Annotated in this window: 25 protein-coding genes; 16 read left to right on the top strand and 9 right to left on the bottom strand. The window is 62.1% G+C overall.

Annotated features, from left to right (window positions below; translation table 11 throughout):
• Positions 1–149: 149 nt before the first annotated feature.
• The 7 genes from AB8A50_RS10960 (at position 150) to AB8A50_RS10990 (ending at position 8,159) form a co-directional block, all read left to right on the top strand.
• A complete protein-coding gene (locus AB8A50_RS10960; protein ID WP_089264942.1) occupies positions 150–1,091 on the top strand; it encodes an ABC transporter permease in 942 nt (313 codons plus the stop codon).
• A 13-nt stretch (positions 1,092–1,104) separates the two neighbouring features.
• Positions 1,105–1,989 (top strand): ABC transporter permease, encoded by an 885-nt coding sequence (locus AB8A50_RS10965; RefSeq protein WP_089264943.1) that lies wholly within the window; start codon positions 1,105–1,107, stop codon positions 1,987–1,989.
• Positions 1,986–3,671 carry an ABC transporter ATP-binding protein gene (locus AB8A50_RS10970; protein WP_374725734.1) on the top strand — a complete coding sequence of 562 codons (1,686 nt, stop codon included), beginning with the start codon at positions 1,986–1,988 and terminating at the stop codon, positions 3,669–3,671. Before AB8A50_RS10965 ends, AB8A50_RS10970 begins: the two co-directional genes overlap by 4 nt.
• 30 nt (positions 3,672–3,701) lie before the next feature.
• Positions 3,702–5,225, top strand: coding sequence for a M81 family metallopeptidase (locus AB8A50_RS10975; protein ID WP_439077656.1), 1,524 nt, complete (start codon positions 3,702–3,704; stop codon positions 5,223–5,225).
• A 12-nt stretch (positions 5,226–5,237) separates the two neighbouring features.
• Positions 5,238–6,398, top strand: a complete 1,161-nt coding sequence (locus tag AB8A50_RS10980; RefSeq protein ID WP_439077657.1) for a M20 aminoacylase family protein — start codon at positions 5,238–5,240, stop codon at positions 6,396–6,398.
• A gap of 190 nt (positions 6,399–6,588) precedes the next feature.
• Positions 6,589–7,479: a crotonase/enoyl-CoA hydratase family protein gene (locus tag AB8A50_RS10985; protein ID WP_439077658.1), complete on the top strand. Its 891-nt coding sequence runs from the start codon at positions 6,589–6,591 to the stop codon at positions 7,477–7,479.
• An 8-nt stretch (positions 7,480–7,487) separates the two neighbouring features.
• Complete coding sequence (locus tag AB8A50_RS10990) at positions 7,488–8,159, top strand: esterase/lipase family protein (protein WP_439077659.1); 672 nt, start codon at positions 7,488–7,490, stop codon at positions 8,157–8,159.
• A gap of 4 nt (positions 8,160–8,163) precedes the next feature.
• Here AB8A50_RS10990 and AB8A50_RS10995 read toward each other — a convergent pair whose 3' ends face one another.
• The 3 genes from AB8A50_RS10995 to AB8A50_RS11005 are packed head-to-tail and all read right to left on the bottom strand — an operon-like array spanning position 8,164 to position 10,534.
• The gene (locus AB8A50_RS10995) at positions 8,164–9,141 is read right to left on the bottom strand and encodes an NADPH:quinone oxidoreductase family protein (RefSeq protein ID WP_439077660.1); all 978 of its coding nucleotides are present in this window, start codon (positions 9,139–9,141) and stop codon (positions 8,164–8,166) included.
• Positions 9,141–9,770 carry a 2-hydroxychromene-2-carboxylate isomerase gene (locus tag AB8A50_RS11000; RefSeq protein WP_439077661.1) on the bottom strand — a complete coding sequence of 210 codons (630 nt, stop codon included), beginning with the start codon at positions 9,768–9,770 and terminating at the stop codon, positions 9,141–9,143. Before AB8A50_RS11000 ends, AB8A50_RS10995 begins: the two co-directional genes overlap by 1 nt.
• Positions 9,771–9,829: 59 nt before the next feature.
• Positions 9,830–10,534 carry a glutathione S-transferase N-terminal domain-containing protein gene (locus tag AB8A50_RS11005; RefSeq protein WP_089264950.1) on the bottom strand — a complete coding sequence of 235 codons (705 nt, stop codon included), beginning with the start codon at positions 10,532–10,534 and terminating at the stop codon, positions 9,830–9,832.
• A gap of 134 nt (positions 10,535–10,668) precedes the next feature.
• Here AB8A50_RS11005 and AB8A50_RS11010 point away from each other — a divergent pair, with 134 nt between their 5' ends.
• Complete coding sequence (locus tag AB8A50_RS11010) at positions 10,669–11,691, top strand: methionine synthase (protein WP_439077662.1); 1,023 nt, start codon at positions 10,669–10,671, stop codon at positions 11,689–11,691.
• 112 nt (positions 11,692–11,803) lie between these two features.
• Here AB8A50_RS11010 and AB8A50_RS11015 read toward each other — a convergent pair whose 3' ends face one another.
• The 3 genes from AB8A50_RS11015 to AB8A50_RS11025 form a co-directional block, all read right to left on the bottom strand.
• Positions 11,804–12,427, bottom strand: coding sequence for a hypothetical protein (locus AB8A50_RS11015; RefSeq protein WP_439077663.1), 624 nt, complete (start codon positions 12,425–12,427; stop codon positions 11,804–11,806).
• Between the two features lie 23 nt (positions 12,428–12,450).
• Positions 12,451–12,975, bottom strand: coding sequence for a xanthine phosphoribosyltransferase (gene gpt, locus AB8A50_RS11020; protein ID WP_068736116.1), 525 nt, complete (start codon positions 12,973–12,975; stop codon positions 12,451–12,453).
• A gap of 73 nt (positions 12,976–13,048) precedes the next feature.
• Positions 13,049–13,783: a competence/damage-inducible protein A gene (locus AB8A50_RS11025; protein ID WP_089264953.1), complete on the bottom strand. Its 735-nt coding sequence runs from the start codon at positions 13,781–13,783 to the stop codon at positions 13,049–13,051.
• A gap of 221 nt (positions 13,784–14,004) precedes the next feature.
• Between AB8A50_RS11025 and AB8A50_RS11030 the strand changes: the two genes are divergently transcribed.
• The 7 genes from AB8A50_RS11030 (at position 14,005) to AB8A50_RS11060 (ending at position 20,779) form a co-directional block, all read left to right on the top strand.
• On the top strand, positions 14,005–15,423 hold the full coding sequence (locus AB8A50_RS11030; RefSeq protein WP_089264954.1) for a circularly permuted type 2 ATP-grasp protein: 1,419 nt from the start codon (positions 14,005–14,007) through the stop codon (positions 15,421–15,423).
• Positions 15,424–15,485: 62 nt separating this feature from the next.
• Positions 15,486–16,430, top strand: coding sequence for an alpha-E domain-containing protein (locus AB8A50_RS11035; RefSeq protein WP_068736110.1), 945 nt, complete (start codon positions 15,486–15,488; stop codon positions 16,428–16,430).
• A 40-nt stretch (positions 16,431–16,470) separates the two neighbouring features.
• Complete coding sequence (locus AB8A50_RS11040; protein ID WP_439077664.1) at positions 16,471–17,313, top strand: transglutaminase family protein; 843 nt, start codon at positions 16,471–16,473, stop codon at positions 17,311–17,313.
• A gap of 79 nt (positions 17,314–17,392) precedes the next feature.
• Positions 17,393–18,139 carry a proteasome-type protease gene (locus tag AB8A50_RS11045; RefSeq protein ID WP_093756417.1) on the top strand — a complete coding sequence of 249 codons (747 nt, stop codon included), beginning with the start codon at positions 17,393–17,395 and terminating at the stop codon, positions 18,137–18,139.
• Positions 18,136–18,669 carry a GNAT family N-acetyltransferase gene (locus AB8A50_RS11050; RefSeq protein ID WP_439077665.1) on the top strand — a complete coding sequence of 178 codons (534 nt, stop codon included), beginning with the start codon at positions 18,136–18,138 and terminating at the stop codon, positions 18,667–18,669. Before AB8A50_RS11045 ends, AB8A50_RS11050 begins: the two co-directional genes overlap by 4 nt.
• A 22-nt stretch (positions 18,670–18,691) precedes the next feature.
• Positions 18,692–19,450 (top strand): SDR family oxidoreductase, encoded by a 759-nt coding sequence (locus AB8A50_RS11055; protein ID WP_439077666.1) that lies wholly within the window; start codon positions 18,692–18,694, stop codon positions 19,448–19,450.
• 78 nt (positions 19,451–19,528) lie between these two features.
• Positions 19,529–20,779, top strand: a complete 1,251-nt coding sequence (locus AB8A50_RS11060) for a NupC/NupG family nucleoside CNT transporter (RefSeq protein WP_439077667.1) — start codon at positions 19,529–19,531, stop codon at positions 20,777–20,779.
• Positions 20,780–20,798: 19 nt separating this feature from the next.
• Here AB8A50_RS11060 and AB8A50_RS11065 read toward each other — a convergent pair whose 3' ends face one another.
• From AB8A50_RS11065 to AB8A50_RS11075, 3 genes are all read right to left on the bottom strand, one after another.
• Complete coding sequence (locus AB8A50_RS11065; RefSeq protein ID WP_439077668.1) at positions 20,799–21,860, bottom strand: dipeptidase; 1,062 nt, start codon at positions 21,858–21,860, stop codon at positions 20,799–20,801.
• Positions 21,861–21,961: 101 nt separating this feature from the next.
• Complete coding sequence (locus AB8A50_RS11070) at positions 21,962–22,510, bottom strand: cupin domain-containing protein (RefSeq protein WP_439077669.1); 549 nt, start codon at positions 22,508–22,510, stop codon at positions 21,962–21,964.
• A 107-nt stretch (positions 22,511–22,617) separates the two neighbouring features.
• Positions 22,618–22,902 (bottom strand): usg protein, encoded by a 285-nt coding sequence (locus tag AB8A50_RS11075; RefSeq protein ID WP_089265658.1) that lies wholly within the window; start codon positions 22,900–22,902, stop codon positions 22,618–22,620.
• A 419-nt stretch (positions 22,903–23,321) separates the two neighbouring features.
• Between AB8A50_RS11075 and AB8A50_RS11080 the strand changes: the two genes are divergently transcribed.
• Positions 23,322–23,639, top strand: coding sequence for a co-chaperone GroES (locus tag AB8A50_RS11080; RefSeq protein WP_089264960.1), 318 nt, complete (start codon positions 23,322–23,324; stop codon positions 23,637–23,639).
• The last annotated feature ends 20 nt before the right edge of the window (positions 23,640–23,659 follow it).

Below are 23,659 nucleotides of genomic sequence, written 5' to 3' on the forward strand. Positions count from 1 at the left end.
TGAGGCAAGTTGCGACAGTGAATCATTGTTTCTCGAAAAATCTGTGTTTCTCGCGGACCATGACGACCAAGAGCAGCGAGCCCGTGACGTTTCCGGTTGACCGACGCGGTCCAGTTACGTTCGATCAACACCACCACTAGGAAAGCGCCATGCTCGGATACCTCATTCGCCGGATTCTTGCGGCCATACCCGTTATGGGTGTGGTGGCCCTGTTTGTCTTCCTGCTGCTTCGGCTGACGCCCGGCGATCCTGCCGCGATCATCGCCGGCGATAACGCGACGGCCGAGCAGCTCGACCGCATCAGGACGCAGCTCGGCCTCAATGAACCGCTCTACACGCAGTTTTTCAGCTGGGTCTGGCGGCTGCTGCACGGTGACTTCGGCACCTCGCTGATCTCCAACGTGCCTGTGCTGCAGATGGTCAACCAGCGCATCGAGCCCTCTTTGAGCATCGCATTAAGCGTGATGCTGGTTTCGATCCTTGTTGCGATCCCGCTCGGCGTCATCGCCGCATGGAAACACGGCACATGGATCGACCGTTTCGTGATGGCGCTGTCAGTGATCGGCTTCTCCGTGCCGGTGTTCGTGATCGGTTACGTGCTGGTCCAGGTGTTCGCAATCGAACTGCGCTGGTTTCCGGTGCAGGGTTTCCGCAGCATCTCGCGTGGATTCGGGCCGTTCTTTGAGCGCATCACGCTGCCGACCGTCGCGCTGTCCTTTGTCTATGTCGCGCTAATCGCGCGCATGACCCGCGCGGCGATGCTCGGAGTGCTCGGCGAAGACTATGTCCGCACCGCGCGCGCCAAGGGCATCAACGAGAGCGGTGTGCTGTTCCGCCACGCGCTGCGTAACGCCGCCGTGCCGGTCATCACGGTGATCGGTACCGGCTTCGCACTGCTGATCTCCGGCGTCGTCGTCACCGAAAGCGTGTTCAACCTGCCCGGCATCGGTCGCTTGACGGTCGACGCCGTGCTGGCGCGGGATTTTCCCGTGATCCAGGCCATGATCCTTTTGACCTCGGGCGTTTATGTCGGGGTCAATTTGCTTATCGACCTTGCCTACGCACTGCTCGATCCCAGAATTCGTTACTAGGAATCTGTATCTGATGGCGATCGAATCCCTTCCCAACCCGGCCCTCCCCTCCCGCAGCGGTCCGTCGCTCGGCTTTCTCACCGCGACGCCGATTATCGCCTTGGCGACGATTTGCCTGACGCTGGTGATCCTGTCGGCGATCTTCGCACCGTGGCTGACGTCGCACGATCCGCAATTGCTGGCACCCGCCTTGCGGCTGAAGCCGGCCAGTTCGGAATATCTGCTCGGCACCGACGCTTACGGCCGCGACGTGCTGGCGCGCATCCTCTATGGCGGTCGCATCTCGCTGCTGATCGGCCTCGGCGCCGCCGTCACCAGTATTGTCATCGGCCTGTTCATCGGCCTGTTCTCGGGCTTTTTCAAATTGGCCGACGCTGTGATGATGCGTGTCATGGACGGCCTGATGGCGATGCCCGGCGTGCTGCTGGCCATCGCCGTCGTGTCGCTGTCAGGCGCCACCCTGACGACGGTGCTGATTGCGATCACTATTCCAGAAATCCCCCGTGTCGCGCGACTGGTGCGTTCCGTGGTGCTGTCGGCGCGTGAGGAGCCCTATGTGGAGGCGGCGATCTCGCTCGGCTCCAGCATGCCGAAGATCATGTTGAAGCATCTGATGCCCAACACCGTGGCGCCGCTGATCGTCCAGGGCACCTTCATCGCTGCATCCGCCATTCTCACCGAGGCGATCCTGTCGTTCCTCGGCGCCGGCATCAGCCCGGAAACCCCGACCTGGGGGAATATCATGGCCGAGGGTCGCGCCTTCTTCCAGGTCAAGCCATCGCTGATCTTCTGGCCGGGACTACTGCTCTCGATTGCCATCCTCTCCGTCAATCTGATCGGCGACGCTGCCCGCGATGCGCTCGATCCCCGCATGAAACAGCGTGAGGCCGGCAAGTGAGTGAACTAGTGAACCCCACCGTGAATACCCGCCCCATCGCACTGGAAATTGAAAACCTCGTCGTCGGCGTCGGCAAGAGCGGCACCGGCAAGAAGATCATCGACGGCATTTCTCTCCAGGTGCGCCAGGGCGAAACGCTCTGCGTGGTCGGCGAAAGTGGTTCCGGCAAGTCGGTGACCTCGCTCTCCACCATGGGCCTGCTGCCGAGAGATTCACTCAAAGCCATCGGCGGCAGCATTAAGTTGGTCGGCGAAGATGTGCTGCAGGCCAGCGACCGGCGGCTGCGCGAGCTCCGCGCCACCACCATGGCGATGATCTTCCAGGAGCCGATGACGGCGCTCAATCCAGTCGTCCCCGTTGGCAAGCAGATCGACGAAGTATTACGCACCCACACCAGTCTCGGCGCTAGCGCCCGCCGTGCGCGCATTCTCGACATGATGGAGCAAGTGCGGCTTCCCGATGTGAAGCGCATCTTCGCGTCCTATCCGCACCGCCTGTCGGGCGGCCAGCGCCAGCGCATCATGATCGCCATGGCGCTCGTGCTGGAGCCGAAACTGCTGATCGCCGACGAGCCGACCACCGCGCTCGACGTCACCACGCAGGCGCAGATTCTCAAGCTGATGCGCGACCTGCAGAAGGATCACGGCACCGCCGTACTGTTCATCACTCACGACATGGGCGTGGTGGCCGACATCGCCGATCGCGTCGCCGTGATGCGTCATGGACGGTTGGTGGAAACCGGAGCATTGAAGGATATTCTGAGCGCGCCCACGCAGGACTATACTCGTAACCTGCTGTCGTCGGTGCCGAGCCTCATTCCCCGCGCGGCCCGCGAGGAAGTGGGCTTCAATCCAGTCGTGCTCGAAGCCAATGAGCTCGGCAAGGTCTATCGCGAGCGTTCCATGTTCGGGAAACCACGCGAAGTCCACGCAGCCCAGGACGTCACGCTGACACTGCGCAAGGGCCGCACGCTCGGCATCGTCGGCGAAAGCGGCTCCGGCAAATCGACCGTGGCGCGCTGTATCGTCCGACTGATCGATCCAACCTCTGGCGGCATCCGTCTCGCCGGACGCGAAATCTCCGACCTGTCACGTCACGCGTTGCAGCCGCACCGCAAGAAGATACAGATCGTCTTCCAGGACCCCTATCGTTCGCTCAATCCGCGCATCACCATCGGCGAGTCTATTTGCGAAGGTCCGATCAATTTCGGCACCAAACATTCGGTGGCAATGGCCAGGGCGCGTGAATTGCTCGAACTGGTCGGTCTTCCACCTGACGCAGTGTCGCGCTATCCGCACCAGTTCTCCGGCGGCCAGCGCCAGCGCATCGCCATTGCGCGCGCGCTTGCCCTCGATCCGGAAGTTCTGGTGGCCGACGAAGCCGTCTCGGCCCTCGACGTCTCGGTGCAGGCGCAGGTGCTGCGGCTGCTCGACGACATCCAGACCCGGCTCGGCATCGCCATCCTGTTCATCACCCACGATCTGCGCGTCGCCGCCCAGATTTGCGACGACGTTGCCGTGATGCAGCATGGTCGGGTGGTGGAACAGGGCCCGGCGGCGGAAGTCCTCGCAAATCCGCAACAGCCCTATACGCGCCAGCTGCTTGACGCGGCGCCCGGACGAGGATGGGATTTCGCCAACTTCCGCGCGGTCGATGGCAGCACCACCGTGCCGGCGGCCTGAGCCCATACCGAAACTGACCCTGGATTCTGAATGACCCGTATCGCTGTCGGCGGCTTTCTGCACGAGACGAACACGTTTGCGCCGACCAAGGCGACCTATGAGGCCTTTGTACATGGCGGCGGCTGGCCGTCGATGACGCATGGCGCCGACGTCCTCAAGGTCATGCGTGGCATCAATGTCGGCCTCGCCGGCTTTACCGAGGAAGCCGAGGCACGCGGCTGGGAGCTGATTCCGACCATCGCCTGCGGCGCGAGCCCTTCGGCGCATGTCACCAGGGACGCGTTCGAGCGCATTGTCGGCGAGATGATTGACGGCATCAGGGCAGCGCTGCCCCTCGATGCGGTCTATCTCGATCTGCACGGCGCCATGGTCACCGAACATCTCGACGACGGCGAAGGCGAGATTGCGCGGCGCGTACGCGAGGTGATCGGGCCGGACATTCCGTTCGTGGTCAGCCTCGACCTGCATGGCAACATCTCGCCGGAGACGGTCGAATACACCGACGCGCTGATCGCCTATCGCACCTATCCCCATGTGGACATGGCCGACACCGGCCGCGCCTGTGCACGCCACATGGACTTGCTGCTCGCCGGCAACCGCTTCGCCAAGGCATTCCGGCAATTGCCGTTCCTGATTCCGATCAGCTGGCAATGCACCAATGACGAGCCGACCAAGAGCATCTATCTGAAGCTGGCCGCGCTGGAACATGACCAGGTGCCGACGCTGTCGTTCTGCCCGGGCTTTCCTGCCGCCGATTTCCCGCATTGCTGCCCGAGCGTGTTCGCCTATGGCGTGACACAGGCTGATGCCGACGCCGCAGCGGACACCATCGTCAAGCTGGTGATGGGCCAAGAAGACGATTTCGACGGCAAGATCTACAGGCCGGATGAAGGCGTGTTGCATGCCATGGAATTGGCGAAGACCCTCACCAAACCGGTCGTCATCGCCGACACCCAGGACAATCCCGGCGCCGGCGGCGACAGCGACACCACCGGCATGCTGCGCGCGCTGGTGAAGAACAAGGCGATCAAGGCCGCCCATGGCGTGATCTACGATCCCGCTGCGGCGAAGGCTGCCCATCAGGCCGGCGAAGGCGCCACGGTCAAACTCTCCATCGGCGGCAAGTCCGGCATCCCCGGCGATGCGCCTTACGAGAACACGTTCGTGGTCGAGAAACTGTCGGACGGCAAGTTCGTCGCTAACGGCCCCTATTATGGCGGTCGCGACATGGATATGGGCCTCTCTGCCTGTCTGCGCATCGACGACGTCCGCGTCGTGATCTCGTCGCACAAGGCCCAGCTCGCCGACCAGTCGATGTATCGCTATGTCGGTATCGAGCCGACTGAGCAGAACATTCTCGTTAACAAGAGCTCGGTGCATTTCCGCGCCGACTTCGAGCCCATCGCCGGCAAGCTGCTGATCTGCGCCGCGCCCGGCGCGATGCCGGCGGATACGTCGGTGCTGCCCTGGAAACATCTGCGTCCGGGCATCCGGCTGAAGCCGAACGGCGAACCATTTACGCCCCAGACCTCATCACCTGCCCTCGTGCCGTGAACGGATAGACCCATGCCCACACTCGAACGTATCGACGCTTTCGCCGACGAACTCACCGCCATCCGCCGCGACCTGCACGCGCATCCGGAAATCGGCTTCGAGGAAGTCCGCACCTCCGGCATCGTTGCCGACAAGCTGACTTCATGGGGCGTCGAAGTGCATCGCGGCTTAGGGGGTACCGGCGTCGTCGGCGTGTTGAAGGGCAAAGGCTCGGGCACCAAGCGCATCGGCCTGCGCGCCGACATGGACGCGCTGCCGATGGAAGAGAACACCAATCTCGCCTGGCGCTCGACCATTCCGGGCCGCTTCCACGGCTGCGGCCATGACGGCCACACCACCATGCTGCTCGGCACCGCACGCTATCTCGCCGAGACCCGCAATTTCGACGGCACCGTGCATTTCATCTTCCAGCCCGCCGAGGAAGGCCTCGGCGGTGCGCGCGCGATGATCAAGGACGGTCTGTTCAAGCAGTTTCCTTGCGACGAGATCTACGGCCTGCACAATGCACCGGACATGAATCACGGCGAAGTCGGCATCTTCCCCGGTCCTGCAATGGCCGCCGCTGATTTCTTCGACATCACCATCAAGGGCTATGGCGCCCATGGCGCGATGCCGGAGCGCTCCAAGGATCCTGTCGTGATCGCGATGTCGCTCGGTCAGGCGATGCAGTCGATCGTGAGCCGCAACGTCAATCCGTTCGAATCCGCGGTGCTGTCGATCACCCAGATCCATTCCGGCTCGGCCTATAACGTCATCCCGGATGATGCGAAGCTCTGCGGCACCGTGCGCTGTTTCTCCGAGAAGGTCCGGATGCAGATCCGCGAGCGGATGCATGCGCTCGCTGCCGGCATGGCGACGGCGTTCGATTGCGAAATCAAGGTCGATATCCGCGACGGCTTCAGCGTGCTGGTCAATCAGGAAGAACATTCCAAGGCCGTCGAAGACGTCGCACGCACGATCGTTGGCGACGCCAATGTGATCACCCGCGCGAAGCCGAAAATGGGCTCGGAAGATTTCGCCGACATGCTGCATGCCGTGCCTGGCGCCTATTTCTGGGTCGGCCAGGAAGGCTCGGTGCCGGTGCACAATCCCGGTTACTATCTCGACGACAAGATCCTGCCCATCGGCGCCAGCATGTTCGCTCGTATCGTCGAGACGCGACTGCCGGCGTAAGAAACGGCAGCCAACGCTGTCGGCATAATTCCGCAGGATGGGTTGAGAGCAGCCGTGTAAGCTGCTGCCCGACAACCCATCACGACTGCGCCATAACAACATAACAAGATGGGTTTCGCTATCGCGCAACCCATCCTAAAATCGGCGGCGAGCAACCGTCCAACAAACAAAAAACAGGGAAGAAACCATCATGGCCTATGAGACCATCCTCTACAGCGTCGAAGACCAGATCCTCACCATCACGCTGAACCGCCCTGAAAAGCTCAATGCCTATAACGCCACCATGCAGGCCGAGCTGATCGACGCCTTCGACAAGGCCGATGCCGACGACAATGTGCGCGCGATCATCGTGACCGGTGCCGGACGTGGTTTCTGCGCGGGTGCGGATCTCTCTTCGGGCGCGGACACCTTTGATCGCGATGCGCGGCGCGGCCCGGTGAAGCGTCTCGCCAGCGGCGACGTCGATTACAGCGATCCGATGGTGCGCGACGGCGGCGGTCAGGTGACCCTGCGGATCTTCAAATGCCTCAAACCGGTCATCGCCGCGGTGAACGGCCCGGCCGTTGGCATCGGCGCCACCATGCAGCTCGCGATGGACATCCGCATCGCCTCGGAAGCTGCACGCTTCGGCTTCGTGTTCTCCCAGCGCGGCATCGTGCCGGAAGCCGCGTCGAGCTGGTTCCTGCCGCGCCTCGTCGGCATCTCGCAGGCGCTGGAATGGTGCTACTCCGGCCGCGTGTTCCCGGCGCAGGAGGCCCTGGCCGGCCGACTTGTCAGCAAGGTCGTGCCGCCCGAGGAGCTACTGCCGACCGCACGCGCGCTGGCCAAGACCTTCATCGACAAGACGGCGCCGGTGTCTGTCGCGCTGATCCGCCAGATGATGTGGCGCATGATGGGCGCCGACGATCCGATGGAAGCGCACAAGATCGACAGCCGCGGCATCTATGCGCGTGGCCGATCCGAAGACGTCAAGGAAGGCGTCGTGGCCTTTCTCGAAAAGCGCCCGGCAGCATTCAAGAACAATGTCAGCACGGACATGCCGAGCTATTTCCCCTGGTGGGACGAGCGCGACTACAAATAGGACGACGAATGAATCCGACGCCCTCTGGTCGTCCACTCGAGGGCGTCATTTTCCTGCACGGCATCAGCCGGTCGTTCCGATCTTTTATCAAGATGCAGCAGGCGGTCGAAGCTGCAGGCTTCGCCACGCGGAACATTGGCTATCCCAGCCGACGCAAGACGCTGTCTGCACTGGCCGATGACATCCATTCCGCCATCGCGCCGTTTGCCGAAGCCAACGAAGGCTGCACGCATTTCGTCTGCCATTCGATGGGGGGCCTGCTGGCGCGTGTCTATCTGGCGCTCCACCGTCCATCACGTCTGGGCCGCGTGGTGATGCTGGGTACGCCGAATGGCGGCAGCGAAATCGCCGATCTGTTCAAGAACTGGCTGCCCTATCGCCAGTATTTCGGCCCGGCGGGGCAACAACTCGTTACGATGCGGGATGACCTAACTGAGGCGATGCTTCCCCCAGTTGACTATCCGGTCGGCATCATCGCCGGCGATCGTACGCTCGATCCGATCGCTTCGCGCTTGATGTTGCGTGGCCCGAATGATGGTCGTGTCACCGTCGCGCGCACGAAACTTGAAGGCATGACCGACCACCTCGTCATCCACGCGTCACATGCGATGATGATCCGGAACAGGGAAGCAATCATGCAGACCATCGCCTTCCTGCAGGACGGCCAGTTTCGGCGCTGAGCGCTCAGCCCATGGTCAGCGCCACACGGCCGATCGCCCTGCGCTCCGTCAGCAGCCGCATGGCAGCCGCGACATCCGCCAGCGGCAGGCGATGCGAAATATTTGGCCTGATCTTTCCTGCTTCTGCCCATGCGAGGAGCTGCGCGATGCGGGCTTCGCCGATCTTCGGATCGCGCCGCGCCGCCTCGCCGGCGCGGACGCCGAGCACGCTGGCGCCTTTGATGAGCACGAGATTGGTTTTCGCCACGCCGATGCCGCCGGTGAAGCCGATCACCAGCAGGCGGGCGCCCCAATTGATGCAGCGCAGGCTCTGTTCGAAGATATCGCCGCCGACCGGGTCGAACACCACATCGGCGCCCTTGCCATCGGTGATGCGTTTCACGGCATCGCGGAACGGCTCCGAGCCATACAGCACGCCATGATCCGCGCCGCGCGCGCGCGCAACCGCGAGCTTCTCTTCAGATGACGCCGCCGCAATCACCCTAGCCCCAAGCAGCTTGCCGACCTCCACCGCTGCCAAACCGACGCCGCCGCCGGCGCCATGCACCAGCAGCACTTCGCCCGCCCCGATCTGGCCGCGATCGACCAGCGCGTGATGCGCGGTGCCGTGGGCGGCAAGAAACGTCGCCCCCTCCGCATAGTCGAATGTCGACGGCAATGGAGTGAGTTGTGCCGGCGTCACCACAACTTCGTCCGCATAGCCGCCATGACGCAGCTTGACGATGACGCGATCCCCGACCGCGATGCCGGGCACATCGCTGGCGACTTCGCTGACGTCGCCGGCCGCTTCCATGCCCGGCGTGAACGGCAGTTCGGGCTTGAGTTGATACTCACCGGCCGCCATCAGGATATCCGGAAAATTGATTCCGGCGGCGCGCACGGCAACGCGGAGCTGCCCCGGCTTTAGCGCCTTTGACTCGAATTGTTCGAGGCGCAGGCCTTCCGGCGCTCCGAGCTCACGGCAAACGATTGCTTTCGGCATCAGGCGGCGCTCTCGGCGCTTCCAGCGCCAACGCGGCGGCGCTGTAGCGCCTCACGCATCAGCGGCAGGCGGTCATTGCCGAAATACATGTCGGTCTTGTCGAGATAGATGGTCGGCGAGCCGAAGCCGCCCCGTGCGATCACGTCATCCGTATTGACCTTGAGCTGGTCCTTGATCGCCTGATCGCCGATGCCCGCGAAGAATTTCGCGGGATCGATGCCGGTGCGCGTACAGATCTCGGTGAGAACATCATCTTTCGAGATATCCTTGTCGTCGCCCCAATAGGCTTCGAACACCGCGCGCGCGAACGGCACCATCGCATCGCTTCCAAGCCAGATGCAGCCGCGCATCGCCTTGACGCTGTTCACCGGAAACACCGTCGGCGGCATCTTGATCGCCAGGCCCGCCGAGCGCGCCCAGTCGCCAAGGTCCTTCTTCATGTAGCGCGCCTTCGCCGGCACCGGGGTTTCTCGCGAGGCATAGACGCTAGGATTGATCGAATTGAAAATGCCGCCGACCAGAATGGGCCGCCACGAGATTTCCTCGCCGAATTCCTTCGCCAGTGGCTGGATGTTGTGGAAGGCGAGATAGGTCCAGGGGCTGGAACAGTCGAAGAAGAATTCGATCATGGGTGTTTCCTCGTTTTGTTATTATTTTCTTCGTCATGCGCGCCCCGGAATAACGAGCTCTATTGCTGCGCCTGCGCATGCGCCGGTGCATCGACACCGAACATGATCTTCCTCGCCTGCTCATCCATCGGCTTCTTCTCTTGCTTGCCGACGGCAAGCCCCGCCTGCACCTGCGGCCGTGCGCGGACCAGCGCGAACCAGCGCTTCACGTTCGGGAAATCATCCAGCGTCAGCCCCTGCGCCTTATGGGTCATGATCCACGGAAAGCACGCCATGTCGGCGATGGAGTAGTCGCCGGCGATGTAATCGCGGCCCTCGCCAAGATGCGCATCGAGTACGCCGTATAGGCGCTTGGCTTCGCGGGTATAGCGATCCATCGCATAGGGAATCTTCTCGGGGGCATAGAGCAGGAAATGCCCGTTCTGGCCGAGCATGGGGCCGAGCCCGCCCATCTGCCACATCAGCCATTGCATGACGTCGAAACGCTTTCGCATCTCGGCCGGCATGAAACGGCCGGACTTCTCCGCGAGATAGATCAGGATTGCGCCGCTCTCGAAAATCGAGACCGGTGCGCCGCCATCAGCGGGCGCATGATCGACAATGGCCGGCATGCGGCCGTTGGGGCTGAGTTTCAAAAATTCTGGCTGGTGCTGGTCGCCGCGACCGAGCTGCATCGGGACGACCGTATAGGGCAGCCCGCATTCCTCCAGCATGATCGAGATTTTCCAGCCGTTCGGCGTCGGTGCGTAATGCAGGTCGATCATGTAATTTTCCCGGCGTCCTCGATACGTTTTGGCCGATCCTAGCCCTCCCTTATGGATGCGCCAATCCCATATACGGAGGGTCAGGAACGTGGCAGATAGGCCTCCGCAAAACACAATTTCCGGGGAGCGAACAAATGCTGTTTCCAACCACCATCGCCGGCTCGCTGCCGAAGCCCGAATGGCTCGCCGAGCCGAACAAGCTGTGGCCAACCTGGCGCTCCTCCGGCGACGAACTGCTGCGCGCCAAGCGCGACGCGACGCTGCTGGCGGTGAAAGTGCAGGAAGATGCCGGCGTCGACATCGTCACCGAAGGCGAGCAGGCGCGGCAGCATTTCGTCCATGGCTTTCTGGAAAAGGTCGACGGCATCGACTTCGCCCACAAGGTCGAGATGGGCATCCGCAAGGATCGCTACAAAGCGATGGTGCCGCAGGTGATCGCGCCGCTGCAGCTCAAGGGCCGCGTGCACGCCTTCGAGGCGCAGGCTGCCCGCGCGCATACGACGAACAAGTTCAAGTTCACGCTGCCCGGCCCAATGACCATTATCGATACCCTGTCGGACAGCTATTACGGCGACCGCGTCAAGATGGCCTTTGCCTTCGCCGAATTGCTGAACCAGGAAGCCCTCGCGCTGCAGGCCGACGGCGTCGATATGATCCAGTTCGACGAGCCGGCCTTCAACGTCTTCATGGACGAAGCCGCCGACTGGGGCGTCAAGGCGCTCGAGCGCGCCGCGCAGGGCCTCACTTGCGCGACAGCCGTTCACATCTGCTACGGCTACGGCATCAAGGCCAATACCGACTGGAAAGAAACCCTCGGCAGCGAGTGGCGACAATATGAAGAGATCTTCCCGGCCATCGACGCCAGCCCGATCCAGCAGGTCGCCATCGAATGCCGCAACTCGCGCGTGCCGCTGGAATTGCTGGGACTGCTGAAGAACAAGATCGTCCAGGCCGGCGTGATCGATGTCGCCAGCGATGAGGTCGAGACGCCGGAAGACGTCGTCGCCACCATCGAGGCCGTGATGAAGCACGTGCCGAAGGACAAGATCGTGCCGACGACCAATTGCGGCATGGCCCCGATGCAGCGTGATATCGCGGAAGCAAAACTGCGCGCACTGGGTGCGGGTGCGAAGCTGGCGAGAGAGAAGCTGGGGTAAGACGTTCCCCGCAACAAACGCCGTCATGCCCGGCCTTGTGCCGGGCATCCACGTCTTAGCACCAAGCAAGGAAAGACGTGGATGGCCGGGACAAGCCCGGCCATGACGAATTCTAGTTTCCCGCGGCAGCACTCACATGCAGCACCGGACGATAGCCGGCGCGAAACGCATTCAGCGTCGATGGTGGCGTCAGCAAATGCGCGTCGACGAGCTCGACATTCGCCACGCGATACCCAGCAAACGACCACCGCAGCGCTCGCCCCTCCACGATCAGAAAGCTCTCACCACCCGCCTGCACCATCGCCCCATCCGGCAATGCCTCGATAGGTCCATCTAGCTGATGCACTCGCTTCTTCCTGCTATCCAGCCGCTCGCGATGCAGCACCGCATCGATCCCCGTCGCCCGCACACGTGTGACGCCGTTGCCCTCCCCCCACGCCGCGCGAAAGCGGTTGGCATCGTCGCGGCGGCAATAGAAGCATGGGCGGTGACCGGCAGCGAAGGATGTGGCCTCGTCGAGGAAGAACAGCTCGGTCCAGCTGCGTGTCGCCATGACATCGCGGCGCCGGCCGCGAAATTCGCAGACACAGGTGATCCAGGCCGGGTTCGACCAACGCCTGTTCAGGAGCGTTTTGATCGAAGGATCATGGATGATGCCACGATTGCCGGTGAACGTTCCGCGTTCCGGTGTCGCGACGATATCGCCTGCCGGCGTGACACGATTTTGCAGCGGCAATCGCGTCTCCTCGCAACGAGCGCCTAGCCTGCGCCTTCGCGCATCGGCGGCTGGAACGACAGGCCGAGATCCCACGGAAAGAATATCCATGTGTCCTGCGACACTTCGGTGATGTACGTATCCACCAGCGGCCGGCCCATGGGCTTGGCATAGACAGTCGCAAAGTGCGCTTTCGGCAGCATGTCGCGAACGATGCGCGCCGTCTTGCCGGTATCGACGAGGTCGTCGATGATCAAGAGGCCCTTGCCGTCGCCGCCGCCGAGTTTCAACGCATCGGCCGAGAGCCCCTTCAGTACCTGCAACTCGCCGCGCTTGTTGTGCTCATAGCTGGCGATGCACACCGTATCGATGACGCGGACGCCGAGTTCGCGCGCCACGATCGCTGCCGGCACGAGACCGCCGCGGGTGATGGCGATGATCGCGTGAAATGGACCGGCGCTGTTCAGCCGCCAGGTCAGTGCGCGGCAGTCGCGATGGAATTGATCCCAAGACACTGGGAATGCCTTGCCGGCGCGCTCCTCAGCACTCAATTCCGGATGATCGGCCATGTTCGTCTCCTCACATCGGTCGCCCTCAGGCGGCCGGACTTATGTTGATCCACTCGTTAGTTCACTCTTAATTTCACTTGGGCGCGTTGATTGTCGCCAACATCGCCTTGACGGCCTCCATTGCCGCATTGAGCTTATCCTGATCGCGCGAACGCACCACCAGATTGGTGTTCGGCTTGCCCTGTTCGTCCATGAACGGATAGCTGCCGATGATCGTATCCGGATGCGCCTTCGCGATATCGCGTAGCGGACCGCCGACATCACCTTCACGCGCATTGGCCTTCACTGTGTCGGACAGCATGCGTACGCCGGACTTCAGCTTTGGCGCGACGATGTCCATCATCGCCTGCATGATCGTCGGCACGCCGGCCATCACGATCACATTGTCGATCTTGAAGCCGGGCGCCAGGATGGTCGCGCTCTGGATCAGGTCGGCGCCGTCGGGGATGCGTGCCATCCGCAGTCGGGCTTCGTTCAGGTCGGCGCCGAAGCGCTCCTGGAAGCGCGCGACCACTTCGGGATGGTGATCGATCTTGACGCCGAACGCCTTGGCTACCGCATCCGCTGTGATGTCATCGTGGGTGGGGCCGATGCCGCCAGTGGTAAAAACGTAGGTGTAGCGTTTACGCAGCGCATCGAGTGCCGCGACGATATCCGGCTCATCATCGGAGACGACGCGGACTTCCTTGAGATCGATGCCGATATTGGTGAGGTACTCGGCAATGAAGCCGATGTTCTTGTCCTTGGTCCGACCTGACAGAATCTCGTCGCCGATCACCAGGATGCCCGCGGTCACAATCTCGGTCATTTGTCGTTCCTCACCATTCCCGGGACCATGCGCAGGCAAAGTCCTGATGTCACGGGGTTTTGCTGCCGAAACGAGCAGCGTCCAGCCGTTTTTTCAGGCAGCTTTACACGCATCTCATACGAATTGCTCTTGTTGAATGCATATCGTGCTGGCCCGCCCCTTGCTACCATCCCTTTCAGTCGTGCAATCTCCGTACGGCCTCGAAACAACAGTCAGGGTACATGGCAGTCGCGTTCGACGAAATGAACGGGCCCCAAGGCGAACTCCGCCCGGCCTATGAAGAACTCTCCCGCTGGCTCAAGGAGACGCCTCCGGACGCTTTGGAACATCGCCGCCAGGAAGCGGAGCTGCTGTTCCGCCGGATCGGCATCACCTTCGCGGTTTACGGCGACTCCGAATCCACCGAACGGCTGATCCCCTTTGACGTCATTCCGCGGATCATTTCCGGCAAGGAATGGACCCTGCTGGAAAAGGGCCTGAAGCAGCGCACCCGCGCCATCAACATGTTTCTCAAGGACATCTATCACGGCCGCGAAATTCTTCGCGCCGGCCTGATCCCCGATGACCTGATCTTCCAGAACCCGGTGTTCCGTCCGGAGATGAACGGCCAGGACGTCCCGCACGACGTCTATGTCCACATCGCCGGCATCGATATCGTCCGCACCAATCCGGATGAATTCTTCGTTCTCGAGGACAATGCCCGCACGCCTTCCGGTGTCTCCTACATGCTGGAGAACCGCGAGATCATGATGCGGCTTTTCCCCGACCTGTTCGCGCGACATCGCGTCGCGCCGGTCGAGAAATATCCAGACGAGCTGCTGTCCTGCCTGCGCTCCGTCGCACCGCGCTCGGCCTCGACGGAACCGACCGTCGCACTGATGACACCCGGCGTCTACAACTCGGCCTATTACGAACACTCGTTCCTGGCCGACAAGCTCGGCGTCGAACTGGTCGAGGGCCGCGACCTCATCGTCAAGAACGATGAAGTCTTCATGCGCACCACCGAAGGTCTCAAACGCGTCGACGTGATCTATCGCCGCGTCGATGACGATTTCCTCGATCCTCTCACCTTCCGCCCGGATTCAGCGCTCGGCGTCCCCGGCCTGATGTCCGCCTATATGGCCGGCAACGTTACACTGGCCAATGCGGTCGGCACCGGCATCGCCGATGACAAGGCGATCTACAGCTACATGCCGGAAGTGGTGAAGTTCTATCTCGGCGAAGAGCCGATCCTGAAGAATGTGCCGACCTGGCGCTGCCGCGAACCTGGCGATCTTGCTTATGTGCTCGATCACTTAAGCGAACTCGTCGTCAAGGAAGTCCACGGCTCCGGCGGTTACGGCATGCTGATCGGGCCTGCCGCGACCAAGGCCACCATCGAAGCGTTCCGCGACAAGCTGAAGCGCGAGCCGGAAGGCTTCATCGCCCAGCCGACGCTGGCGCTGTCGACCTGCCCGACCTGCACCGAGTCAGGCCTCGCGCCACGTCACGTCGATCTTCGCCCCTTCGTGCTCACCGGCAGCAAGAACGTCTCCATCGTCGCAGGCGGCCTGACCCGCGTGGCGCTGAAGGAAGGCTCGCTGGTGGTGAATTCCAGCCAGGGCGGCGGCACCAAGGATACATGGATACTGGACGAATAACTCTCGATATAGGCAACCGGACTTCGACCGACGACCCAATTTTCAAAGAGTAACATCCCCGCATGCTGTCGCGCACCGCCGAGAACCTTTACTGGCTAGCCCGCTATGTCGAACGCGCCGAATATCTCGCGCGCACGATCGAGGCGACACTGCGCGTCACCGCGCTGCCGAACACCTATATCGGCCAGACCAATGAATGGGACTCGGCACTCCTTACCGCAGGCGTCAGCGCGGCCTTTTACGAGATCTACGAGGAAGCCAACGAGACCAATGTCGTTGAGTATCTCTCGTTCTCGACAGCCAATCCCTCCTCGATCCGCAACTGCATCGAGGCGGCGCGGCTGAATTCGCGCTCGGTCCGCACCGCGCTGACTGGCGAGATGTGGGACACGATCAACAGCGCTTGGCTGGAATTGCAATCCGCTTGGAGCGGCGGTGCCAAGACACGCGAGCAGCTGGCGAATTTCTTGCGCTTTGTGCAGGAGACATCGCTGCGCTTCGACGGGTCAGCCTACCGCACCATGCTGCGCAACGATGCCTACTGGTTCTCGCGGCTCGGCCTGCATCTGGAACGCGCCGACAACACCGCGCGCATTCTCGACGTCAAATATCATCTGCTACTGCCCGAAGACGAACATGTCGGCGGCCCGCTCGACTACTATCAATGGACCTCGATCCTGCGTTCGGTCTCCGCACTGACTGCCTATCACTGGGTCTATCGCGAGACGCTGAAGCCCTGGCTGATCGCTGATCTGCTGATCCTCAACGACACGCTGCCGCGCTCGCTGGCGAGCTGCTACGGCAATCTGGTCCGCAATCTCGACCAGATCGGCGTGTCCTATGGCCGTCAGGGCGCAGCGCAGCGCCACGCCCGCGGCGTCCGAAACCGCCTCGAACACAGCAACATGCAGGATATTTTCCAGCATGGGTTGCATGAATTCATCCAGGAATTCATTGCAGATAACAGCCGTCTGGGCGACATCATTGCCAAACAATACCTGATTTGAGCTAGCGTCCCGGCTCATCTGCAGATTCGGACACGTTGCCATGCGCCTGCGTATCGCCCATTCGACCACCTATCGCTACGAGCCGCCGGCTTCGGGCGTGATCCAGATTCTGCGGATGACCCCCGGCAGCCATGACGGCCAGTATGTCGCCGAATGGCAGATCGACGTCTCCACCGATTCCCGCCTCGATCTCCATGAAGATGCATTCGGCAACGTCACCCATGTGCTGACCCACGGGCCGATCGCCGACCTCACCGTGACTGTCGAAGGCCTGATCGACACCCAGGACACCGGGGGCGTGCTGAAGGGCACCGATGAGCGGTTTCCGCCGAGCTTCTTCCTGCGCCAGACCGACCTGACCGACGCCAGCGCAGCGATGCAGACCTTTGCCAAGGATCTGTCACCAAGCGCGGAAACCGACGTGCTCGGCTTCCTGCACGCATTGATGATGGCCATCAACGAGCACATGACCTTCGATATCGATCCGACCAGCACCGGCACTTCGGCCAGCGAGGCCTTCATCGGCAAGCGTGGCGTCTGCCAGGATTACGCGCATATCTTCATCGCCTGTGCCCGGTCGGCCGGCGTTCCTGCCCGCTTCGTCTCCGGCCATTTCTGGCGCGCCGACGGCGAGACCAACCAGCAGGCCGGCCATGCCTGGGCCGAGGCCTATGTCCCGGATCTCGGCTGGGTCGGCTTCGACCCCGCCAATGCCATCTGCACCACCGACGCCCATGCCCGCGTTGCCATCGGCCTGGATTACCTCGGCGCAGCCCCCGTCCGCGGCACCCGCTATGGCGGCGGCACGGAAACCCTGACGGTCGCCGTCAAGGTCGATCAGGCCAATGGCCGCGGCCAGTCGCAGTCGCAGAGCCAGTCCTGAACAACCTTCAAACTGGCTTTCCGAGGTTGCCCGGTCGATACCCACCGCGTAAGACGCTTCCCTGACCAAGGGACCGACGATGACCTATTGCTGCGGAATTCTCGTCAAGGACGGCCTGGTGATGATCGCGGACACGCGCACCAATGCCGGGCTCGACAACATCTCGACCTTCCGCAAGCTGCATATCTTCAACCAGCCCGGCGACCGCATCATGGCGGTGGCCTCCGCAGGCAATCTCGCCATCAGCCAATCGGTGCTCTCCACCCTGAGCGAGGGGCTGGAGAACCCGACCACCGGTGAGCTGGAGACCCTGCTGAACGCACCTACGATGTTTCAGGCTGCGCAGCGCATCGGCCGCGCCATCCGGCACGTCAACGCCACCGAGGGCAAGGCGCTGGAGGCCGAGGATATCAATTTCGACGTCTCGTTCCTGTTCGGCGGCCAGATCAAGGGCGCCAAGATGCGGCTGTTCATGATCTACCCGGCCGGCAATTTCATCGAATGCACGGTGGACACGCCCTATCTGCAGATTGGAGAGCACAAATACGGCAAGCCGGTGCTCGACCGCGCGATGCATTACGACGTCGAATTGTACGAGGCGCTCAAGACCGGCCTGATCTCGATGGACTCGACCATGCGCTCGAATATCGGCGTCGGCCTGCCGATCGATGTGCTGGTGGTGCGCACCGATGTCTGCGACGCCGATCTCAACCACCGTATTGAAGCCGGCGAGCCCTATTTCCACGACCTGCGCTCGCGCTGGTCGGCAGCACTGCGCGCGGCACATCAAAACATTCCGCGCCCGCCCTACAAGAAAGACAATTGAGCGCGGCCGCGATGACCGCAGGCCCGATGAAATGGCGGATCATGACGGAGGCAGACCTGCCGTCCGTCCTCGCCATCGCGGATGCCGTTCATCCCGATTTTCCCGAAGATGAGGTCGTGTTCGCGAACCGCCTGGCGCTCGACCCAAACGGTTGCGCCGTGCTCGAGGCCCAGGACGGGATCAAGGGTTACCTCGTCAGCCATCCCTGGCAATTCAGGGAGCCGCCGTCGCTGAACAGCCTGCTGACAATGCCCGCAGCGCCCTCGACCTTCTACATTCACGATCTCGCATTGCTGCCCGAAACCCGCAGATCCGGCGCGGCGACTGTGGCCGTCGATATGATGGCGGCACGCGCCAGGCTGATGCAACTGCCCAACATGACGCTTGTTGCCGTCAACAATTCAGTTCATTTTTGGCAGCGGCACGATTTCACCATCATGCGCGATTCCGAATTGGATCAGAAACTGCAAAGCTACGGCGACAACGCACGTTTCATGGTCCGGGACCTCACTCAAAAAGACCTCTCGTAAAAAGAAAACAGGGACGAAACAGATGACCAACAAAATCGCACTCGTGACCGGAGCTGGCACCGGCGTCGGCCGTGCCGCGTCGCTCGCGCTGATGAATGCCGGTTTCACCGTCGTGCTCGCCGGTCGCCGGCTCGAACTGCTGCAAGAGACCCAGAAGCTCGGCGCGGCCAATAGCGGCAAGAGCCTCCCCGTGAGCGCCGACATGGCCGACCCCGCCTCCATCGCCGCGCTGTTCGCCAGGACCATGCAGGAATTCGGCCGGCTCGACGTGCTGTTCAACAATGCCGGCATGGGCGCGCCCGCGATTCCGTTCGAAGACCTCGGCCTCGAACAGTGGCAGGCCGTGGTGAACACCAATCTCACCGCGCCGTTCCTGTGCACGCAGCACGCCTTCCGCATCATGAAGGATCAGACGCCCCGCGGCGGCCGCATCATCAATAACGGCTCGATCTCAGCGCATGCACCGCGCCCGTTCTCCGCCGCCTATACCTCGACCAAACACGCCATCACCGGCTTGACCAAGGCCAGCAATCTCGACGGCCGCGCCTATGACATCGCCGTCGGCCAAGTCGATATCGGCAATGCCGCCACACCCATGACCGACCGCATGGTCAACGGCCCCGGCGTGCTGCAACCCGACGGCACCTCGAAGCAGGAGCCGCGCATGGATGCCAAGGCCGTCGGCGACGCTGTCGCCTATATGGCTGGCCTGCCGCTCGACGCCAATGTGCTGACCATGACGGTCATGGCGACGAAGATGCCGTTCGTCGGACGCGGCTAAAACGCAATCCGCCTCAGCGGCATTGCGATTGCATGACATGGGAAGCCGCGGCATCATCGCCGCGGTTTCGGGGGATTTATGCTTCAGCTACAGTCGGCGTTCGGCGTCATCGCACTTTTGGGGATCGCCTGGGCGCTCGGTGAAAACCGCAGCAAGGTGTCGCTGAGACAGGCCGCGATCGGTCTCGCATTGACGATCGTCGCTGCCGTGATCCTGCTGAAGCTTCCCGTCGTCACGCGCGCCTTCAGCAGCATCAACGATGCTGTCAGCACCATCGCCGCAGCGTCGCGCGCCGGCACCTCCTTCGTGTTCGGTTATCTCGGCGGCGGCGCACTACCGTTCGATCTCAAGAATCCCGGCGCGGATTTCGTGCTCGCACTGCAGGCACTCCCCGTGGTGCTGGTCATCAACGTGCTGACCAGCCTGTTGTTCTACTGGCGTATCCTGCCGCCGATCGTGCGCGGCATGGCGTGGCTGCTTGAACGCACGCTCGGCATCGGAGGCGCGGTCGGGCTGTCAACGGCCGCGAACATCTTTCTGGGCATGGTCGAAGCCCCGTTGTTTATTCGCCCTTACCTCGGGCAGCTCACGCGCAGCGAACTGTTTCTGGTGATGACGGGCGGCATGGCGGGGATCGCCGGTACCGTGCTGGTGCTCTACGCCACTTTCATGGCGCCACTGATTCCCGATGCGTCGGCGCATTTCGTGATTGCTTCCGTGCTCTCGGCGCCAGCTGCGATCCTTGTCAGCCTGATCATGGTGCCAGAGACGGAGGATCGTCGCACCGGTGGATTGCTCGCCAATCCGGACGCATCGGCCACGAGTACGATAGATGCGATCGTCAAGGGCACGAGTGCAGGCATCGAACTGCTCGTCAACATCATCGCCCTGCTGCTGGTCTTCGTGGCGCTGATGTATCTCATGAACGCGATCCTCATGATGATGCCCACCGTGGGAGGCAACACACTGTCCGTGCAGCGCATGCTGGGTTACGTGATGGCACCGGTGTGCTGGCTGATGGGCCTGCCGTGGGACCAGGCGCTGACCGCGGGCTCGCTGATGGGCGTCAAGACGATCCTCAACGAGTTGATCGCCTATGTTCAATTGGCGAAGCTCGGTCCCGATGCGCTGGATGCACGCTCGCGCCTCATCATGCTTTATGCGCTGTGCGGATTTGCAAATTTTGCCAGCCTCGGAATTATGATCGGAGGCCTGGGCACCATGGCGCCGGAACGTCGTAACGAAATCAACGCGCTCGGCGTGAAGTCGATCGTCTCGGGGACGCTGACGACCTGCCTGATGGGCGCGATCGTCGGCATGCTCACCTGAGACACGCCGCCAGCGCCGGTCAGCCGATCGTCCGCTGCAGCAGATCGAGCCAGTTGCCCGCGCCGAGCTTGCCGAGCAGCGTCTCGGAATAGCCCTTGGCGCGCAAGGCCACGAACAGCACCTGCAGGCCCGCGGCGGAGTCGATGGCCTCGGGCACCACCGCGCCGTCGAAATCCGATCCCAGCCCGACGTGATCCTCGCCCAGCTTCTCCAGCAGATAGTCGATCTGCTGCACCATCAGCTCGATGCCGGTGTCGGGCCGCATGCTGCCGTCGGGGCGCAGGAAGCAGGTCGCGAAATTCAGGCCGACCATGCCGCCGGTGTCGCGGATCGCGGCGAGCTGCTTGTCGGTGAGATTGCGCGGCGACGGGCACAGCGCATGGGCATTGGAATGGGTCGCCACCAGCGGCGCCTTCGACAGCCGCGCCACGTCCCAAAAACCCTTCTCGGTGATGTGCGACAGGTCGACCAGAATCTTCAGGTCATTGCAGGCGCCGATCAACCGCTCGCCGGCCGCGGTGAGACCGTCGCCGAGATCGGGCCCGGACGGGAAGTGAAACGGCACGCCATGGCCGAAGATGTTGGTCCGGCTCCACACCGGCCCGATCGACCGCAACCCCGCCGCATAGAGAACGTCGAGGAATCTGAGCTCGGCGTCGATGGCCTCCGCGCCTTCCAGATGGACCACCACGGCCAGCGCCTTGCGCTCAATGGCGGACCGGATTTCGGCGGTGGTGGTGCAGATCGCCACCGCGCCTGCGGAAGCGCGTTCGAGCTGCAGCAGGATGGCCAGTTCGGCGACGACGGAATTGCGCGCCTCGTCCATCGTCAGCGGCTCGGGGAGCGGCACGGCGTAGCGTCCGCCCGTCATCTGCGCCATGAATCCCGATGACGCCTGAGCCGCCGGCGAATACAGCGCGAACAGCCCGCCGACGAACGCGCCGGCCTTCGCTTTCGGCAGGTCGATGTGACCGGCGGCTTCCCCGGTCAGGAAGTCGGATACCGGATCGTGCGATTGCGATTTGTACAGCCGCAGCAGCACATCGTTGTGACCGTCGAAAACCGGAACGGATGCAGTCATGAGATACTCGTTGAGGGCCAGGGCAGCGACGGGCTCAGCATAGCTGATTCAACGCCACTGCGACGCGCGAACAAGGCACGCGTCGCATTTCCGCACGCGAACTACCGGACTTCCACCGTCTTGAACTCCGCCGGAAGGATCACTTCCAGCAGTTCGCAATTGTCGGAGTAATCACGGATCAGATGCCTGATGCGTGGCGGCTGGGTCCAGCATGACCCCTGACGCATGGTCATCTCGCCCTCGCCTTCCATATAGGCCTTCACCCAGCCGTTCAGCACATAGACCAGCTGAAACTCGGCATCGTGATAGTGAAGCTTGGAGACCTCTTTCGGATCGCAAGGTCCGATCAGCCGGATGACATGCGCGTGCGCCAAACCGCCGGTCGCAGCGGCAACGCCGAGATCGCGATACTTTGCGTAGGCACGCAGGCCGTCGCCGAGAAATGCTTCTTCCTGATAGTGGCTGATCGCGACGCGCTGCTTGCGGCGCGGGCCGGGTTTCGCCGCGGCCTTGGCGACAGCTTTTGTACTCGCCTTGGCCGGCTTGCCAACAGCGAGCTTTTTTGCTGCTTTCGCTACCACCCGTGTCGCAGGCTTCTTCGTCACAGCCGTTTTCGCCGCGCTCTTTGACGTTCGCTTCAGCTTCGCCATGTCGTGTTTCCCACCCGGCGCAATGCCTAACAAACGGCCAGCGCGTCCGGGAACCTAGCTGTAGTTCAGCACAGCGGCAATTCATCCGGCGCGTTGAGAGGCGCGGACTAGTGCAACCGGAAGACGCCATCCACGGCACGAAGCTCGGCCGGCTTGATCAGTTTCGAATGCGCGACGGTGACCGCAAAGAGCGGGCCATCAAGCTTCTCCTGCCAGAAATCCAGGAAATCCTTCAGCGCGGGAAACTTCGGAAACAAATCATAGTTCTGCCAGACATAGGTCTGCAGCAGCGAGGGGTGGTCCGGCATGCGGTAGAGAATCTGCGCCGTCGTCAGTCCGTAGCCAAGCACCTGCTTTCTGAAATCGTCAGAAACTGCATTTCTCGAGACCATGTTCAACCTCCATGGACAGAGCGCATTCGGCTAAGTGGATTCCGGTTTGACGTCGAACTTCGCTCTGCTCTCCTGTGACCGTGCTGACTGCAGCGAACCGGCTTCCACTTCGCCCGTGACAACACGATGCATGAAATGTGACGCAAGCAACGTCTTCATCACAAGCTTAAAAGTTTAATAATGTATTGAAAGCCGAGTGTTAGCAGCCACTTACCGTGGATGCTAACGGATTCGAGAACCGGTATCGGAGGGTCTTAACCAATTCTGGCACCCGTCATATTTGAGTGCCAAAATATTTGGTAAAGACCCTTGCCGGTGGGGAACGTTCGGCCTATGTCCGGACCAGCTGCGCTGGCACTTGTTGGCTCAGACTGCCAATTTAAATTTCTCAAGCATCTACAGAAACTTAGGAGGACTGCATGAAATTCCGTCCGCTTCACGATCGCGTTGTGGTCAAGCGTATCGACGCCGAAGAGAAGTCCGCTGGCGGCATCATCATTCCGGATAGTGCCAAAGAGAAGCCCTCCCAGGGCGAGATCGTCTCCGTCGGCCCGGGTGGCCGCGACGAAGCCGGCAAGCTGATCCCGATCGATCTGAAGGTCGGCGAGCGCGTGCTGTTCGGCAAGTGGTCGGGCACCGAGGTCAAGATCGATGGTCAGGACCTGCTGATCATGAAGGAAAGCGACATCATGGGCGTCCTCGAAGGTGCCGCTCCCGCCAAGAAGAAGGCCGCTTAAGCGCCTTTCCCACCCATCCT

This window comes from Tardiphaga sp. 841_E9_N1_2 (assembly GCF_051811065.1).
GTDB classification, from domain to species: Bacteria; Pseudomonadota; Alphaproteobacteria; order Rhizobiales; family Xanthobacteraceae; genus Tardiphaga; species Tardiphaga robiniae.